Origin of the sequence: uncultured Paraglaciecola sp., from assembly GCF_937123705.1 — a bacterium.
In the GTDB taxonomy this organism is placed as follows: domain Bacteria; phylum Pseudomonadota; class Gammaproteobacteria; order Enterobacterales; family Alteromonadaceae; genus Paraglaciecola.
This window is the reverse complement of the sequence record NZ_CAKZKO010000086.1, coordinates 1-14,776: the sequence shown is the minus strand read 5'-3', so window position 1 is coordinate 14,776 and position 14,776 is coordinate 1. Positions and strand designations below refer to the sequence as shown.

General features: G+C 49.3%; 24 protein-coding genes. 12 read left to right on the top strand and 12 right to left on the bottom strand.

Annotated elements, in window-relative coordinates:
- Positions 1–57: 57 nt before the first annotated feature.
- From Q0688_RS12005 to Q0688_RS11975, 7 genes are all read right to left on the bottom strand, one after another.
- A complete protein-coding gene (locus Q0688_RS12005; RefSeq protein ID WP_299076669.1) occupies positions 58–468 on the bottom strand; it encodes a hypothetical protein in 411 nt (136 codons plus the stop codon).
- Positions 465–710, bottom strand: a complete 246-nt coding sequence (locus Q0688_RS12000) for a hypothetical protein (protein WP_299076666.1) — start codon at positions 708–710, stop codon at positions 465–467. The genes Q0688_RS12005 and Q0688_RS12000 overlap by 4 nt, the downstream gene beginning before the upstream one ends.
- Positions 707–1,684, bottom strand: a complete 978-nt coding sequence (locus tag Q0688_RS11995) for a toprim domain-containing protein (RefSeq protein ID WP_299076664.1) — start codon at positions 1,682–1,684, stop codon at positions 707–709. Before Q0688_RS11995 ends, Q0688_RS12000 begins: the two co-directional genes overlap by 4 nt.
- Positions 1,681–2,292, bottom strand: a complete 612-nt coding sequence (locus Q0688_RS11990; protein WP_299076662.1) for a hypothetical protein — start codon at positions 2,290–2,292, stop codon at positions 1,681–1,683. The genes Q0688_RS11995 and Q0688_RS11990 overlap by 4 nt, the downstream gene beginning before the upstream one ends.
- Complete coding sequence (locus Q0688_RS11985; protein WP_299076660.1) at positions 2,289–3,701, bottom strand: AAA family ATPase; 1,413 nt, start codon at positions 3,699–3,701, stop codon at positions 2,289–2,291. Before Q0688_RS11985 ends, Q0688_RS11990 begins: the two co-directional genes overlap by 4 nt.
- Positions 3,698–4,249: a Lin1244/Lin1753 domain-containing protein gene (locus tag Q0688_RS11980; RefSeq protein ID WP_299076657.1), complete on the bottom strand. Its 552-nt coding sequence runs from the start codon at positions 4,247–4,249 to the stop codon at positions 3,698–3,700. The genes Q0688_RS11985 and Q0688_RS11980 overlap by 4 nt, the downstream gene beginning before the upstream one ends.
- A 529-nt stretch (positions 4,250–4,778) precedes the next feature.
- The gene (locus Q0688_RS11975; RefSeq protein WP_299076654.1) at positions 4,779–5,021 is read right to left on the bottom strand and encodes a hypothetical protein; all 243 of its coding nucleotides are present in this window, start codon (positions 5,019–5,021) and stop codon (positions 4,779–4,781) included.
- Between the two features lie 854 nt (positions 5,022–5,875).
- Between Q0688_RS11975 and Q0688_RS11970 the strand changes: the two genes are divergently transcribed.
- The 12 genes from Q0688_RS11970 (at position 5,876) to Q0688_RS11915 (ending at position 11,273) form a co-directional block, all read left to right on the top strand.
- On the top strand, positions 5,876–6,205 hold the full coding sequence (locus Q0688_RS11970; RefSeq protein WP_299076652.1) for a hypothetical protein: 330 nt from the start codon (positions 5,876–5,878) through the stop codon (positions 6,203–6,205).
- Entirely contained in the window at positions 6,202–6,474 is a 273-nt protein-coding gene (locus tag Q0688_RS11965; RefSeq protein ID WP_299076649.1) for a hypothetical protein, read from the top strand. The genes Q0688_RS11970 and Q0688_RS11965 overlap by 4 nt, the downstream gene beginning before the upstream one ends.
- Positions 6,471–7,172: a hypothetical protein gene (locus tag Q0688_RS11960; protein WP_299076647.1), complete on the top strand. Its 702-nt coding sequence runs from the start codon at positions 6,471–6,473 to the stop codon at positions 7,170–7,172. Before Q0688_RS11965 ends, Q0688_RS11960 begins: the two co-directional genes overlap by 4 nt.
- Entirely contained in the window at positions 7,169–7,408 is a 240-nt protein-coding gene (locus Q0688_RS11955) for a hypothetical protein (protein ID WP_299076645.1), read from the top strand. The genes Q0688_RS11960 and Q0688_RS11955 overlap by 4 nt, the downstream gene beginning before the upstream one ends.
- A complete protein-coding gene (locus Q0688_RS11950) occupies positions 7,405–7,617 on the top strand; it encodes a hypothetical protein (protein WP_299076642.1) in 213 nt (70 codons plus the stop codon). Before Q0688_RS11955 ends, Q0688_RS11950 begins: the two co-directional genes overlap by 4 nt.
- Entirely contained in the window at positions 7,614–8,513 is a 900-nt protein-coding gene (locus tag Q0688_RS11945) for a PD-(D/E)XK nuclease-like domain-containing protein (RefSeq protein ID WP_299076639.1), read from the top strand. The genes Q0688_RS11950 and Q0688_RS11945 overlap by 4 nt, the downstream gene beginning before the upstream one ends.
- Complete coding sequence (locus Q0688_RS11940; protein WP_299076636.1) at positions 8,510–9,106, top strand: hypothetical protein; 597 nt, start codon at positions 8,510–8,512, stop codon at positions 9,104–9,106. The genes Q0688_RS11945 and Q0688_RS11940 overlap by 4 nt, the downstream gene beginning before the upstream one ends.
- Positions 9,096–9,272, top strand: coding sequence for a hypothetical protein (locus Q0688_RS11935; protein ID WP_299076633.1), 177 nt, complete (start codon positions 9,096–9,098; stop codon positions 9,270–9,272). The genes Q0688_RS11940 and Q0688_RS11935 overlap by 11 nt, the downstream gene beginning before the upstream one ends.
- Positions 9,269–10,060 (top strand): hypothetical protein, encoded by a 792-nt coding sequence (locus tag Q0688_RS11930; RefSeq protein ID WP_299076630.1) that lies wholly within the window; start codon positions 9,269–9,271, stop codon positions 10,058–10,060. Before Q0688_RS11935 ends, Q0688_RS11930 begins: the two co-directional genes overlap by 4 nt.
- Positions 10,061–10,253: 193 nt before the next feature.
- Positions 10,254–10,550, top strand: a complete 297-nt coding sequence (locus tag Q0688_RS11925; protein ID WP_299076627.1) for a hypothetical protein — start codon at positions 10,254–10,256, stop codon at positions 10,548–10,550.
- Entirely contained in the window at positions 10,547–10,912 is a 366-nt protein-coding gene (locus Q0688_RS11920; protein ID WP_299076624.1) for a hypothetical protein, read from the top strand. The genes Q0688_RS11925 and Q0688_RS11920 overlap by 4 nt, the downstream gene beginning before the upstream one ends.
- A gap of 151 nt (positions 10,913–11,063) precedes the next feature.
- Positions 11,064–11,273, top strand: a complete 210-nt coding sequence (locus Q0688_RS11915) for a hypothetical protein (RefSeq protein ID WP_299076620.1) — start codon at positions 11,064–11,066, stop codon at positions 11,271–11,273.
- Here the strand turns inward: Q0688_RS11915 and Q0688_RS11910 are convergent.
- The 5 genes from Q0688_RS11910 to Q0688_RS11890 form a co-directional block, all read right to left on the bottom strand.
- A complete protein-coding gene (locus tag Q0688_RS11910) occupies positions 11,233–12,426 on the bottom strand; it encodes an integrase arm-type DNA-binding domain-containing protein (RefSeq protein WP_299076616.1) in 1,194 nt (397 codons plus the stop codon). The two genes, Q0688_RS11915 and Q0688_RS11910, sit on opposite strands and share 41 nt — an antisense overlap.
- Positions 12,427–13,109: 683 nt before the next feature.
- On the bottom strand, positions 13,110–13,334 hold the full coding sequence (locus Q0688_RS11905) for a hypothetical protein (RefSeq protein WP_299076613.1): 225 nt from the start codon (positions 13,332–13,334) through the stop codon (positions 13,110–13,112).
- A 2-nt stretch (positions 13,335–13,336) separates the two neighbouring features.
- Positions 13,337–14,020, bottom strand: coding sequence for a hypothetical protein (locus Q0688_RS11900; RefSeq protein WP_299076610.1), 684 nt, complete (start codon positions 14,018–14,020; stop codon positions 13,337–13,339).
- A gap of 202 nt (positions 14,021–14,222) precedes the next feature.
- Positions 14,223–14,474: a hypothetical protein gene (locus Q0688_RS11895; RefSeq protein ID WP_299076607.1), complete on the bottom strand. Its 252-nt coding sequence runs from the start codon at positions 14,472–14,474 to the stop codon at positions 14,223–14,225.
- 7 nt (positions 14,475–14,481) lie between these two features.
- Positions 14,482–14,691 carry a hypothetical protein gene (locus Q0688_RS11890; RefSeq protein WP_299076604.1) on the bottom strand — a complete coding sequence of 70 codons (210 nt, stop codon included), beginning with the start codon at positions 14,689–14,691 and terminating at the stop codon, positions 14,482–14,484.
- Positions 14,692–14,776: the final 85 nt, after the last annotated feature.

The following is a 14,776-nucleotide window of genomic DNA, read 5'->3' as shown; positions in this document are numbered from 1 at the left end:
GGTCCTTGATACGCTGGACGCATTGCTGGTGTAGTCGTTCTGGGGTTAGGGTGTAGTTCATGATGCTGACTCCATATCAACTAGGAACTGGCGAACGGCCTGAAACTCGTAATTCCTGTGAGTGCCATAGGCGTAAATTCGAGTAACGCCGAGATTGTGTCCATTAGCGGCCAGATAGTCTTTGCAGCCCTGTTCGGTAAAGCAGGCGGTCACAAACTCCCAGCGTTTTCTGTAATAGACCCTCTCCCATTCATCAGGGGTATCGCCTTCTGCATCCAGCTCATCCAGCTCCTCGCTTTTTTCTTCGTCTGCAACCTCGTGATACTCGTTGTTAAACCATTCGCAGTCATCCGCAAAACCTTCCTGCAACCCGTACTCGAAAACCTCTTTCTGAACGACAAACATGGGCTGGTCTGTTATGCGATTGTCTTGCGTCCTGATCAACTCGCTGATCTCTGAAATTTTCACGCCTCATCCCTCCGAGCTGCTGCGGCTTTGTCGCTCAACTCTTTCATCAAGTGATAGGCAAGCTCAGATACAGCGCCTCGAATGTCGTCTTTCATGGCCGCGTGTTCTGCCAGATCAAATATCTTCTTCGCTTTCTCATGTGGCGTCATGCTGGCGAAATGGGCCTTACGCTCGGCGGTTGCTTGCTCCATGTCGGCTATGAATTGGTTGGCTGGACAAGTGTGGATGCCTGATGTGTTCATGCTGATACCTGCTTTTCGTTGTTGTATTCATCGAGAAAATCAGTCCCTTGTTTTTTCGGCATCAGGACTGTGATTGACGCCTTAGACTTTCCCGATAGTTTTTTAGCCAAGGAATAAGCAGCGGCTTGACCTGTGTGGGATATGTCGTTATCTGCGGCTATGTACATGGCAGAGCCGTTACACTCTGGCGGCGGCTCAAAGCTCTCCATGTTCCCCGCCGATATGCAGGCCCACGGAATCAAATCTGGATACAGTAGCTTCATGGCTAGCGCAGTTTCGATGCCCTCTGCCACGCAAAGCTGGCTATCCTGGCTGAGAGTTTGCAATCTGACTGCACCGCCCTTGTATGGCCTTGATGGCGTCATAATCTTGCGCACTGGGTCGAGCGCCGCCTTTGACCCATCGGCTTGCAAATACGTGCAGTGAATTGTTGCGGGCAATCCGTCCGGCGTCGTGACAAGGCCAACCATTGCAGGGTGTTGACCGAGATTCATAAACTCACCACCCTCGACATGCCAGTAAGTCAATGCCGGATGGCAACGAATTCCGCTCAAATTGGAGAATTCAAGGCCAGCCAGCCCGCGATTAATCAGGTATCGGTGTGTCGGGCATCCCTTGAATAATGGCTTTGCCTCTGTCCAGATTGCGCGTAGCTTTTTGCGGTTCTTGCTCACGTCAGAGTTTTGAACAGGACGCGCCTCTGTGCTGCCAAGCATTGCTCGTACTTCTCTGGCAATTTCCTTGAACTCTTTTCCAGTGAAGCGCATCAAAAGCTCAAAGCCGTCAATAGATTCTGGGCAACATTGGTTGCACAGGTAGCTGCCGTACCCAAGATGATCTGTTAGCCTTGCCCTGTCCTTGCCTCCGCAAAATATGCAAGGTTGGTTGCGCTTGTTCATCAGATTCTCTGGAAGGCCAAAGCCTGCCAGAATGTCCATCCACCGATGTTGCGCCAACTCCCGTATCTCGCTCATGAGCTAGCCTCCGCGCCAATGGCTCGGGCGAAACTCCAACCCCTGCCCAGCCTGTTGCAAATCGTGCTGCGAGCTATCCCTGTGATTTCAGCCCATTCAGAAAGACAAAGACACTTTCCGTCGTGCTCTACAGTCGCATTGCTGCGCCTATTCCTAGCCTGTTCTTTCTTCGTTGCCCATGTGCAGTTCTCGGGTGAATAGCCTTTGTTGTTGTCTATTCTTTCGATGGAGTGGCTTTTGCTGGGTTTTTCGCCCATGTCCGCATAGAAAGCTGAGAATTCTTGCCATCTATTGCAAACCCGAATTCCACGACCGCCGTAGTCGGCATAACTCGTGTGATTCACATCGCGGCATCTTTCTATCATTGAAGACCAAGTGTTAAAAATTGAAGTTCCTGTCATCCCATGAATTGTTGCTCTTTCACTGCTTGCGCACCACGCACACTGATTTGCTTCTCCAGCAACAAGCTTTTGCACACGAACGATTCCCTCTCTTCCGCATTCGCATTGCACTGCAATTTTTAAGTGTCCTTTTTCTTTAAAACTCTCGCCAATGGCAACACGTTTGCCAAAAATATCGCCAGCAGACGCCTGGTTTATCTTTTTCATTTCAGGCTCCCAGTGGAGTAAACGCACCCAGAAGCCCGAGTTACCGCCACATATAGAAGCCGCTGCAACTCTTCTGGATTTCTGCAAAGTTTCATGACAGTCAAATTTATAAAAACATTGTCATAGGTGGACCCTTGCGACGAATGAGCCGTTACGCTCACTGCCGACCGTAAATCCGCAATTGAATCCGACGCATCGAAAAACTCACCCCAGTTTGAATTCTGGATTGCCCAGCGCTTCAACTGCTCAAGGTATGCCTCACGCCTGATGTAGCTTTCAAACGCCTTGAGCACGACGTGATGCCCGTTCCAGTCACACTCAACGTGATAGAAGTCGTTATCACGCCAAACGTTCTTAACCACCACTTGCTCATTGGCCTGAATGACGGTCTGTTCCTGTCGCTTTTTCTTGCTGCGCGATTTTCCGGCACTGTCAGGCGGTATACAGCGCGAGTTGACTACCAGCACCTCACCCTTCAGATAAGGATTTGAAGCCGCCTCAGCGCCGTAGCGGTGCTTTCTGACGGCCTTGGCAGCCTCATCCGTCGCTCTGTTGGTGTAGGCGATGTATCGGTGCTGGAAATCATCCATGCCACACTGCTGAACCATGAAATCAGCCCACTCGCGCTTATCCGTCATGTGCTGGATGCCGGTTTTGCCGTTCATGTGCGTTTTGAACTCAGGCAACTGTCGTGGATCAGCCAGACGGATAGCCGTTGCCAGCGCAATAATCGGATTCTCTGCCGCCTGCCGATGAATGGTGGTCAGCTCTATCAGCTCCCACTCACAGGTATCCTTGTCCACCGTCTTGCTGGGCTTTTCCTTGACGGGGTTTAACTGTGCCGCATCTCCAACAAAAATCACCTTGCAGTCGTTCTTTTCAACAAACTTCAAAACAATCGTCAGCAATTGGTCAGGCAGCATTGACGCCTCATCAATCACCATGACGGTTCCTGGCTGAATATCCGGCGCCCCCTTGGCCTTGAGATATTGCTTGCCGGTTTTCTCATCACGAACCAGCGAAACACCTAGCAGGCGATGCGTGGTATCTGCGTGAAAGTTGGTTGCTTCGCGAATTCGTGCAGCGGCTTGGTGTGTCGGCGCTGACAGCGCAACTCGCCATTTACGCTTTTTCGCATCAGTTAGAATTTGTTTCAGAATCGTAGTCTTACCAGAACCGGCAGGCCCAACTAGCGATATACAGGTTTCATTACTCAGCAAGAATTCGATAATCTCCTGCTTGGCATTATCCTGATCAGGCGAATTGATTACCTGCCCAGGATCTTTTTTTGTCCCGCTCGGTTTTAGCAATCCACGTTTTGAAACAGACCTTGGCGTATTGATTGGTGACACAGGCCGATTTGAGTACAGATTGTTCAGAGATTCTGAATTTTCATATTGCAGGCTCATGACGCACCCCGTAAAAAATTATTGTCAATTTCCTGTGTTTCATCATCCGGTTCGTAGTGGGATGTTTTTTCGGTGACGGCGAATTTTTTTCGCTCGTCAGCGTTTAAATCTAATCTGTCCGAACTTTTCCGAAAAAATCCGGGATTTTCCGGGATGGCATTCATTTTCTTCAATTTGTGCTTGGCAATTTTCGCCATAATCCGTTTCTGAGTCTTCTTCAATTCAGGGTTCTTTACTATTGAATTCTCAAGCCTCAAAGCCAATTGTAAGCAGGTAATTCTATGCGTAACCTCGTCAACCTCGAACAGTTCTTGATCAACCAGAAATCGCATTATTTCCTCAACTCTTCGACTGTCAATTTTTAGTCTATAGGCAAGATATTCAGCATCATGCTCAAGATCAAAATTCACTCGCTTACTGTCAATTGGCGCTGCTATCAACTCCAGACAAAAGAAATATAGTGCATACCCATCAGCGCCGTATTTCATCAGCACTTTCTCAATTTTCGGGTCTCGATTGGCGGCAGCTTCATGTTGGAACCACTTCATAAAGTCACCCCACTAGCTAATTTTGTGAAGGTGTATGCTTGCACAATTCTCTTGCTTGAATTAATATCTGTTTCTGCAATCATTTACGTTCTCGTTTCTATTGGGGTTCGGGTTCGTTATCGGGTCGGGTCAGTTGTCGCTGATACCGGCCTTTTTTGTGTGTGATAATTCCCCATCAACCTCTCGCCACATACGAATAGGCACAACAGGGTGATGGTCTATGGACTTTCGATGTGGACAGCTCAGGCCAGCCGTAGCGCTGTAGTCGGCGTATTCCTGAGTCCCTGTCGGGATTCCCAGGTACGTCAGGCAAGTGGTTCTGGCTGGGCATGGCCTTGTGGGATTGCATAGGGTTTTCACGCAGACTTACTCAGCGATAACAGCTTTTCCCGAGGACTCTGCTCCAGTAATGGAATAAACGCTTTACACATGAAAGGTCGATACTGATCTATCCAGCCATTGCCTTTCTCGGCATATCTTTTGCAGCCGTCGCGCTTGTAACATTTTTGGCCTGCGCATCTTGGTTGGGTCATGCGGCTTTGCTCTTATCCTGACCGCCAAACAACTGGCGCTCCACGGTCTCGACCTTTTTGGATTTGGTCTTGCCCATGTCGATGAGTGCCTGGGCAATAGATCGCTGCATTCGCCTGCTGTACTTTTTGTGGTAGATCATCTGCTGCAAACTTTCGTAGCTTGCTATTAACGCAGTATCCGCCCAAGCCTGCCGTTCTTCTCGGCTAAACTTCAGCCATGTGTCTTTTATATTTTCCATGCTCAACAGCTTAAACAAGGTTTAAGGTCGTGTCAATGGTTTTGTGGGATTTTTCTAATCTGCGAATGTGAGACATTTTGTCGCAGTTGCGGCGGTTTCACGCAATTGGTAGAATTCTCGGCAGCTGTAGCGTGTGATTTACCAGACCACATCAGGGCAGCGTGAATATTGTAGGAGGAAACAAAGTGGCTGTGCTGATTTGCCACAACTGCCGAGTGATCGAATCATATCACAATGGCAGGCGTTACGAAAAGTAACACTTTCCCACTGAATTCACGCTTACCTGTTAATTGCGCTATAGCTCGGATTCTGCGCGGGGGTGGGCGTCAGGGGTGTGGAGCCGTGATTGTGGTGCAACCAGGGGCCTTGAAATAGGGAAGTGTTAAAGCACCAGTCATATGAGTGGTTCGAGTCATGCAGAGCTATCGGGGAACCGGGCCATGCGGAAACTTGAATGGATCGGGACGACGACACTGCGGGGGAAACCTTGGCTATCCGATCAGTGCCTGGCTGATGCTGCGAACGACTGACGGTAATCATTTCCAGGGCTACTACCTGCGCATAATCGCAATATTGTTAATTCAGTATTCTGGTTATGGGTGAGTAGTGCCCAACTTCAACAGCTTCACTCTTTCGGGTAATACGCACTAAAGGCACACGACTTGCAGCCGATAACTTCATATACACACAATGAGAGAAAATCATGGGCGGCACAACCAGCAGACTATTCAGCAAATAGCGAGAAGCAGCGTCCGGCAAGTTGCGTTAAATTATTTTTACAACTACGCTTGACAGGGCGTTAAATCGGGTTTAATATAAACCCACTCAGACAAACAAACCCACGGAGCAACACAATGTCACAACCAACCATCAACCACGCCACCATAGAAAACCAGCAAGTCATCGCTGAGAGCCTTCGCAATACTCAGGACGTAGACACAGACGCGCACATAGAAGAATTTCACGCCGATATCGTCGATGCGCTTGCCGTGATCGTCAGCGCAAAAGCCGCTAGCAACTCGGTTGCCGATGAAGATTCTCAGTATGTAGCGCGATTGCATGACGGACTGTTTATGTCGCTGGTCGAAGCTAAGAGCAAGAGCAAACCAATCGAACAGGTTTATAACGAGTTTATTGATGGGCTGGAGCGTGAATACCTTGAGCTGCGCGGGGAAGAGTCATGAGTGCATTACTTCTGAATAAGGTCGAAAAACTCCATAAATTCGACGTGCATGTCTCTTATGAGGCCCGTACAAATATGCGCTGCGTTACTGATTACTCGATTACTTTTTTTAACTCATCGAATAATATCACTTTGTATGCATACCACGAAGAGTACACACACACACTCAATGAGCTTGTAGGCTTCTGCGAGACACTGATTGGAAAACTGGAAAACAAGGAAGCTGCTCGTGTTGAGTTGGCTAAGGCTGAATCAGGAGTGGCAGCATGAGCAACCTATCACCAACCACAGTACAAAAATCTGCATTAGTAGCTGCGACAAAACAACACGCCGAGCTTGATATTTTGATTCGCGGCACTTACGGCAGAGACGATTACGGCACATTTAAAGCTTGCTCTGTCGGCTGTCTTGCTCACGACATAGACCCTCATGCTGATGAGCATGAGCTACACAAAATAGTTTCTGTTTTTTACGGATATCCAGAGTGGCTAGTACACCTTCAAGATAGCCTTTTTGAAAACACAGAAAAGGATATCCACGTAAAACTCGCTAAAGCAATCAAACCGCGTGATAACTGGAAATCTGTCATGCATGTCATCCACTGGCGCATTTTGCAAGAAGTGACATTACCTGTGGCCGGCTCATCTAAAGACGTTGTTCAACAGGTAATTAACCTGCATAAGACCGAATCTGAAGAGTCAGCAGCGTGGTCAGCAGCGAGGTCAGCAGCGGATTCAGCAGCGGATTCAGCAGCGGAGTCAGCAGCGTGGTCAGCAGCGAAGTCAGCAGCGAGGTCAGCAGCGTGGTCAGCAGCGGATTCAGCAGCGGATTCAGCAGCGTGGTCAGCAGCGTGGTCAGCAGCGAAGTCAGCAGCGTGGTCAGCAGCGTGGTCAGCAGCGAAGTCAGCAGCGTGGTCAGCAGCGTGGCAAACAATCATGAATATTGTGCTTGAGGAAGTGGCAGCATGAATCACGATAGAGACTTAACACAAGCCGAACGCCAAGACGCTTTCGGAACCAAAGACAACCGAGAACTGTTTGTTATCTGCGAGCAATTAGGCATTAAAGCTACGCCACAACAAACAAATCCAAAGTACCCGGTTATCTGGCGTACACATCTGCCTAGAAACTTGGAGCACAATCTGCAACGCATGGAAAGTGCGGGACGTGTTTATGTCGGCGGATTTAAAGGTGCAGCATCATGAGCCGCCAACCGCCTGAATCAGCACTGCAATTCGGCAGGCAGAACCGTGTACGACTAGCGGCTGATGTTGCCCGAGAAGCGATAGAGAAGGTTATGCAGGACATGGCTGATGGTGCCGGTGTTGTGCTAATACGACCGCCGCGTGAATTGTTGAATTTGCCAGTGGTGCAGATTGACGCTGAATTGAAACGAACTGGAGATAAACGATGAACGCCGTTATCAAGGAATCAAGCATAAGCCACTACATCGACAACATGTCGAACGATGAGTACCACAATCCTTTGCGCGGTATCTCGGCTAGCGTTGTTAAAAGCCTGATTGAAGACCCTGCTCTGCTCAAATGGACACAGGACGCGCCGCAGAACACCGACAAAATGGCGGCTATTGATTTCGGCACAGACTTTCATGCTTACTTTCTTGAGCCTCATGCATTCAAAGAAAAGTACAAAGTGCTACCGGAATTTAACCGCCGAAAGAAAGAGGAAAAAGAAGCCGAGATTGCACTGATAGAAGAATGGAAAGACGCTGGAATTACAGCCGCCACTCACGAAGATATGGCAAAGCTGGAAAGCATGGCTGCATCTGCAATGGCGCACCCAACAGTGGATGCCATCATGTCCCTTGACGGCGTTGCAGAGCGCTCGTACTTCTGGAAGGACAAAGTGACAGGCGTGCCGTGTAAATGCCGTCCCGACTGGCTAGTGCTCGATATCAACGACAATAACCGGCCATCGTTCATGCGTCCGAACTCTGACATTCTCGTGGCAGACATAAAAACCATTGCCGATATCAGTCGTATCCAGGCGCAGATTGAAAACCTGAAATACTTCGTGCAAGAGCCTTTCTACACGCAAGGCATATCACAGGTTGAAGGCGGCAATGTTGAATTCGTATTTATCTTTGTCAGTACGTCGTTATCGCTCGGACGCTACCCGGTTCAAGTTGTTCGATTGACCGATACCGCTGTATTCGATGGCAAGCAATTAATCAATGAGGCGTTGAATACCTACGCGCAGATGAGCGCTGGTGACGAGTCTATCTGGCAAACCGTTGTTAATATGGATCGTCCGCACTGGGCGACTCGTGAAGAGGATATATTGTTATGACCAAGAAAATAGATTTGAAAGACTTAGAGGCAAAAAGCGACCAACTAAACGCAGTTGACTTCATCAAGCCCATAGTATTCAGAATCGTCAAAGTTGACTATTTTCCACGTCAGCAGCAGTGTATCCATATTCACTTGGATGGATTTGATGGGAGGCCGTACAAGCCGTGCAAAAGTATGCTGCGCGGACTGGTGCAGATATGGTCAGAAGAGTATGAGACCTGGGTAGGAAAGCTGATTGAGCTGTACTGTGAGCCTTCCGTTAAATGGGCAGGCGCGGCAACAGGCGGTATACGCATTAAAGGCGTCAGCGGCATTGCAGCGCCATTTGATCTGGTTGTCCAGCTCAATAAGAAGCAGCGCGAGATTCAAACATGGGATGTGATTCCAGATAACCAGCCGGTAGCGCAAGAGTTCATTGCAAATCACTTTATTGTTGACATCAACGAGGCTGAATCTAACGATGCAATTACCGTAATCGCGCAACATGTCAAGAAAACGTTCGGCGGTGATGCTCTGGATCAACTGAAAGACACCGTGATTGAAGCGCGTAAGAAGTTTAGCGAATCTCAGGCGGTGCCAAATGAGCAATGACCTACCCGAAGAATACACCCTACCCGCCGCCGATCTAGTAGACGACTACATAGCCAGGATCATCGAAGTACCTGCACCTGATATACCCGAGGACGATCAAGAGCAATTGGGTCGATTGGCTAGTGTGCAGGCTCATATTTCGGTTTTGTTGGGGGATGTGTTGTGAGTGGTTGGGATTGCGAATTCTGCGGAAACGAAGCTCCTGGCTATGAGCCTGAATATTGCTGCGATGGCTATGAGTGCGGATGCGGCGGAATGCCTGCGGAGTCATGTTTCTGTAGCGATGATTGCGCCAATGCCTATGAAGAAAAAGAAGAGCGGCAACGTTTTGTAAGCCGAGAGGTCGGAGCGATAAAACGCATCCGTAGAAAACGCTTATGGAAAGAGCTTAGACTTGAGCAGGAGCGCTGCATGTTATCGCCAGAGCTGCCGGAAAGCTTTACGCAATGGCCGTTACAGATGAAGTCTGCATTTACAGATATAAACGCGGTCCGCTACAAGATGCAAGACGACGGACGCGGCGGTGTCTGGCTATTCGGTGATTGCCCAAACTCTGCCGATCACACTTACCACGGATATACAGACCGACAGCAAAACGGATTTGCTGGTGCGCACGTCACATTCAACTTGGTCGATGGCGGTACAATAACACTCAAAGGTCCATTCAAGACAAGCCCACCGAAAAATGCCGATCAATCTGTACTGACCAGAGGAGTGATTGCTAGGGAGGTATCTAATCATCCTGAGCTGGAGGATTCTTTCGGTAGCCTGCGAATCTACAATGATGTGATCTATTTGGATCGTGACTGGGAGTTGGGCGAATACATGCGAATTGACTCGCTTGCACAGTCGCTTGCTAATGAGCGCGGCGAAAAGCTCTTCTACAGAAAGGAAAGCCTTGGCGGAGCTATGTCGGCATGGGCAAACCCTGTAGAGCAGGCGATGACGACATGAGAACCGACTTCATAGATTTTCCGACAGCCTGGGAGATTCAGCATCGTTGCGGCGTTGTTCTCGACCATCACGAAAACTGTAGCGCACAAGTTCGCTGGCAGATGCTATGCGACTGTGGCGCTATAGAGAATCGGTGGAGGTGGCTTTGTCAGAACCCTGGGCACGTATTGCCCGATTTGGCGGAGGTGAAATCGTGAGCGACGTTGAATGCCCATACTGCGGCCAAGAGCAGGAAGTTTGTCAGGATGACGGTCACGGCTGCGAAGACGGCAAAGTCTACGAAGAACAATGCGGATTCTGTGAAAAGTATTTCGCATTAACACCGTCGATATCGTTCGATTTTTACAGTAAAAAAGCCGATTGCATGAATGGCGGGGTTCATGATTGGCGCGTGAATCAACACATTTACGACGGCTATAAGCAGTACCGCAGATGCAACAACTGCGATGAATCTGAGTGGTTTAACGCGAATCAGGAGCATATTGCATGACTAACACCACCACCCTGTTATCAGATGCAGAGAAGCGTGTAGAGGATGGAGACGCGCCTGATGAGTGCCTCGAAATCCACAGGCAGTGGATGGTCGGCAAGTATCAGGCGAAGGCATGCCTATCAGCAGCCTACGAAGCTGGAAGGCTTGCTGGTGTGGTTGAGGGTAAGCGGGAGTTGCTAACTAAACTTTGCAGTCAGCATATTACATCTGCCGGTCCAGCAATCACAAAGCTTAAAGTGTACCGTGATGGTCAGTGGATACTTGAGACCCCTGTGACCATGAATGGACATGACGGTCACGCTTTGAATCATGGTGACTGCATAGACAGCCTTATCGAATACCTGGAGCAGCAGCGATGAGTGACAAACCAAACAAGCACGAGCCATCATCCACGACACACTTGCTCCACATGGCGCAATTCCACCCTAATCCGGTAACGCGCTCGGTGTATATGATGATGGTGGGCAATCGGATTGACAGGGTATTGCGGGATATTGGGAGGAGAGAGTTGTGAGTGATTCAGATGATGAGCTGCTGACGCCTGACGAAGTGGCGGAAATATGCAAAGTAACCACAGGCACCGTTGCCAACTGGATTTCAGGTAGGCGACCAGACTTTCCAAAAGGCTTTAAGCTGGGCAGTGGTCCGTCAGCTCCTAGACGATGGCGCAGAGGTGTAATCAATCAGTATCTTCGCGATCTCGAGCAGTCTGCCGCATGATGCTGATTCGATCAGACCACCATTGCATTAATTTACGGCGCTGCTCGAGGTGCTCAGCTCTGTTGTATGCCGCTCGCACCCGGCTACTATCCAAATGTGACAGCTGGGCCTCAATCGCGTCAGGCGAGAACAATCCTGACTCATTCGCCATTGTGCTGAAACTCGAGCGGAATCCGTGCGGACAGTGAACAGCGTCGTAACCAGCTTTTCTCAGAGCACCGCCAAGCGATCCGCCGCTAATAGGCTGATTCGGCTTCACTGGCGACGGAAACATATAAATAGACCTGCCTGTGATTCTGTGAAGGCCGGAAAGGATATCAAGCGATTGTCTCGAAAGTGGCACAACGTGGTCACGGTCCTTTTTCATGCGCTCGAGCGGTATTTCCCATACCTCATCCTGCCATTTAATCTCAGTCCACAACCCTGCTCTCAATTCCGTGGGCCTGAGTGCGACGTGCGCAGCCAGTTGAAGGCAGAAGGCAATGACCATGCTCGAGCTGTATTTATCAATATCAACCAGAAGTCTGCCGAACTCTTTCTCTGTCGTTATTGCAGGGTATCGCTTCGTGGCTCTTTTTCGCCTAAGCGCTCCTTTCAAGTCTCGACAAGGGTCGCTAGGAATCAGTCCTGTATAGACGGCATATCGCATTGCTTGGCTGATATGGGTACACACACGCCTTGCCAGATCATGTGCGTCTCGAGATTCTATTCGGCGCAGCACGGCCAGAACGTCCGTCGGCCTGATCTGCTGAACTGGGATATTCCCGATCAACGGGTAGGCGTCTTTTTTGTACCTGAGCCTAATGTCATTCCGGCTTCTGTCGGTGCAGTCGTGCTGCTCGAGCCATTCACTGGAAACAGCTTTAAAGGTGTGATCGGTGCTGATGTATTTCGCAACGCGCTTCTCGTAGCTCGGGTCTATGCCTTGCTCGAGCTTCCCTTTCGCCTCAAACAGCGCGATCCTGGCCGATTTCAGAGTAACAGCCGGGAAGACGCCCAAAGCCAGAGTCTTGCGCCTGCCTTGGTACCTATAGTCGTATCGCCAATATTTCCCCGATGGCATGACGTGAAGATACAAGCCGTTGCCGTCTCTGAGTTTTTGAGTTTTTCCAGCGTAGATAGCGGCCTTAATTCCTGCGTCGGTGAGCTGCATTGTGACGGTATATTTCTCGAGCACTTTGGCGGTATGCGAAATGTACCGCGCTTATACCGCCAGAATCAAGGTGAACCTCGATGATTGATTGTGTGAGAAAGTCCGACACCGTGAGCCTGAAACACACGCCGCTAGTGGGTTTGTGTGGTATCTTGTGCTTGAAGGTAATCGGGAAATGGCGGAGAGAGAGTCCTTGTGATTCAAGCTCTGATAGTGCGATAGAACAAGCTATTAGACTTGGGATTGCAACTATATACCGTCACATCTACCGCCTACCTGAATCGACGCTAGCCAGTGTCTCACCACTGGTCAGCGCCTTGCCACTAATCGCTGTTAGGAGCGACCAATGACTGATGATGATAATAGAGCGAATCGCCCGAGCCTGCTTAAACTTATTCAATGCAAACACGCGCTTGTCGTAAAGCATCTCGCAAAATTCGAGGTAATGCCTAACGGGTGCCACCGCTCCTTTGTGTCAGGTTTGTTCATTATGCAATCCGGTTCCGAGCACTTGAACCCTTTACCCGTACCGACATAAGTGTACGTATGAAATCTGGCTCCGTTGCAATGAACATGCTTGATATAGTTTGGATCAGACTCGGCTGGTTCGCGAGGCGGTACTGTTGGAATGTTCGTAAGAAATATTGAATCATCTTTTGCGCCAATCATTTCAGTCACCCTCCTCAATGTTCAATCGCTCGCTTGATATTGCGTCCGAGAATTTCAGCCGCCTTGCCATAGTCTGAAGGCTGTTCTGAGATCATTCGCGAGATGCTATCACCAGCTATTGACGCCTGACCCGCAGCCTTATCGGTAGTGCCCCAAGTAGCATGATGAAAAGTTGGCTCCTGGTCGTACCGGCGCGCAATAATGATCACTTCATCCATGCCACATATATGGTCAGGCATAATTACTCCTTTATGGTTTGTTGCTCAATAAGTGTGGCGTGCTCATTTTGACTGTTTAGTTGTGGTGCCTTCACGCCATTGTTTTGAGCGTATCCGAGTATCTCCATCTTCGCTCGCTCTACAGTTGTCTCCATAGTTTCCGCAAAACTGTTGGCGACAAACTTCAGGTTGGACTGAGCGGCATTCCTTACAGATCGTATCTTCCCCAGCAATGACCCTTGCAATTTTTTAGTAATCTTCGCATCTTGTATTTCTTTCTCAAGGTCATTGATCCGCGTGTAGACCTCATCAAGATGCTTGTCAAATTCCCTGACGTGCATTTGATGTTCTGTTTCCATTGGCGCAATATCGGGCATTCGTTCATCAGCTATCTGTCTGAGAGTGCATGGAACACCGCTACCCTGACCTATACTTGATACCAATGTGGCGAACTGAGATTCCGACATCCAAACCTCTGCAACTTGATCGTTGCCGTAAATCCAATTCCTGCTCAGTCCGCGATCCATTGTCGCCGTGTTGATTCGCAGGCCGATGAAATACTGGTGCTGGAATTCGCTGTCAAACAATCGTGCTCCACCAGATATTCGGCTAAGCGAAACCGTGCCAAAGGCCGGATGCTCGTACCTTTCTGCGTCGTCGTGCGGCGTCATGTTTCTATCTGACTTCGTAGGCTTTTGTTCGCTCATGGTGTCTCCTTTATGGTTAGGTCGTGCTTAGTCCTTCCAACGTGCACAGTGTGAATGCAGTTCGGTGATATCTGGTGGTCCATAGACACGCGGGACATATTCATCTTGACAGCTCCTTGTGCGATGAGCCGCCTGCCTTCTGCTCTGCTCGCCACAAGTCGCTTATCAATCAGGAATTGAAGTACAGGTATTGGGGATTTGTTCATGTCGTCTCCTTTGTATCGAGTCGATTAATCAGATCATCCATGCTGATACTAGAAAGCTGATTTACGTATTGCGCCTTGGTTCGTCCAGTGGTGTGGCACGATACACACCATACCTGTGAGTAGTCGGACGGCTCGCCAGCGCCAGATGTAAAAGCACCGCTATTCCAATTGCGTTGAGTGACATACCACTCACGATCTTTGATGGGTTTCTTTCTCTCGGCGCAATTACATGCAAATGATACTGCCATCTTTCTATCACTCCTTTGTGATGGGCTGGGTCAGATCAAGAGCATCAGCAAACTGACGTAGCTGTTCTGCAAAGTCTTTTTTGGACGTCGCGCCACACGCAAACATCAATCCGTAAATAACTGGATTGTTGGGCACTGTGGCCATGTGGCCGTCATAACCTCCAGTGCACTGTTCATAGAAATAATTAGCCAACGCTTTGTCGCTATCAGTGGTCATTTCAATCACTCCCTAATGTTAGATTGAACCCACCAGCGAACACGTCTCCATCGTTGTTCGTCTGTTTCCAGAAAAGGGTTTTCGT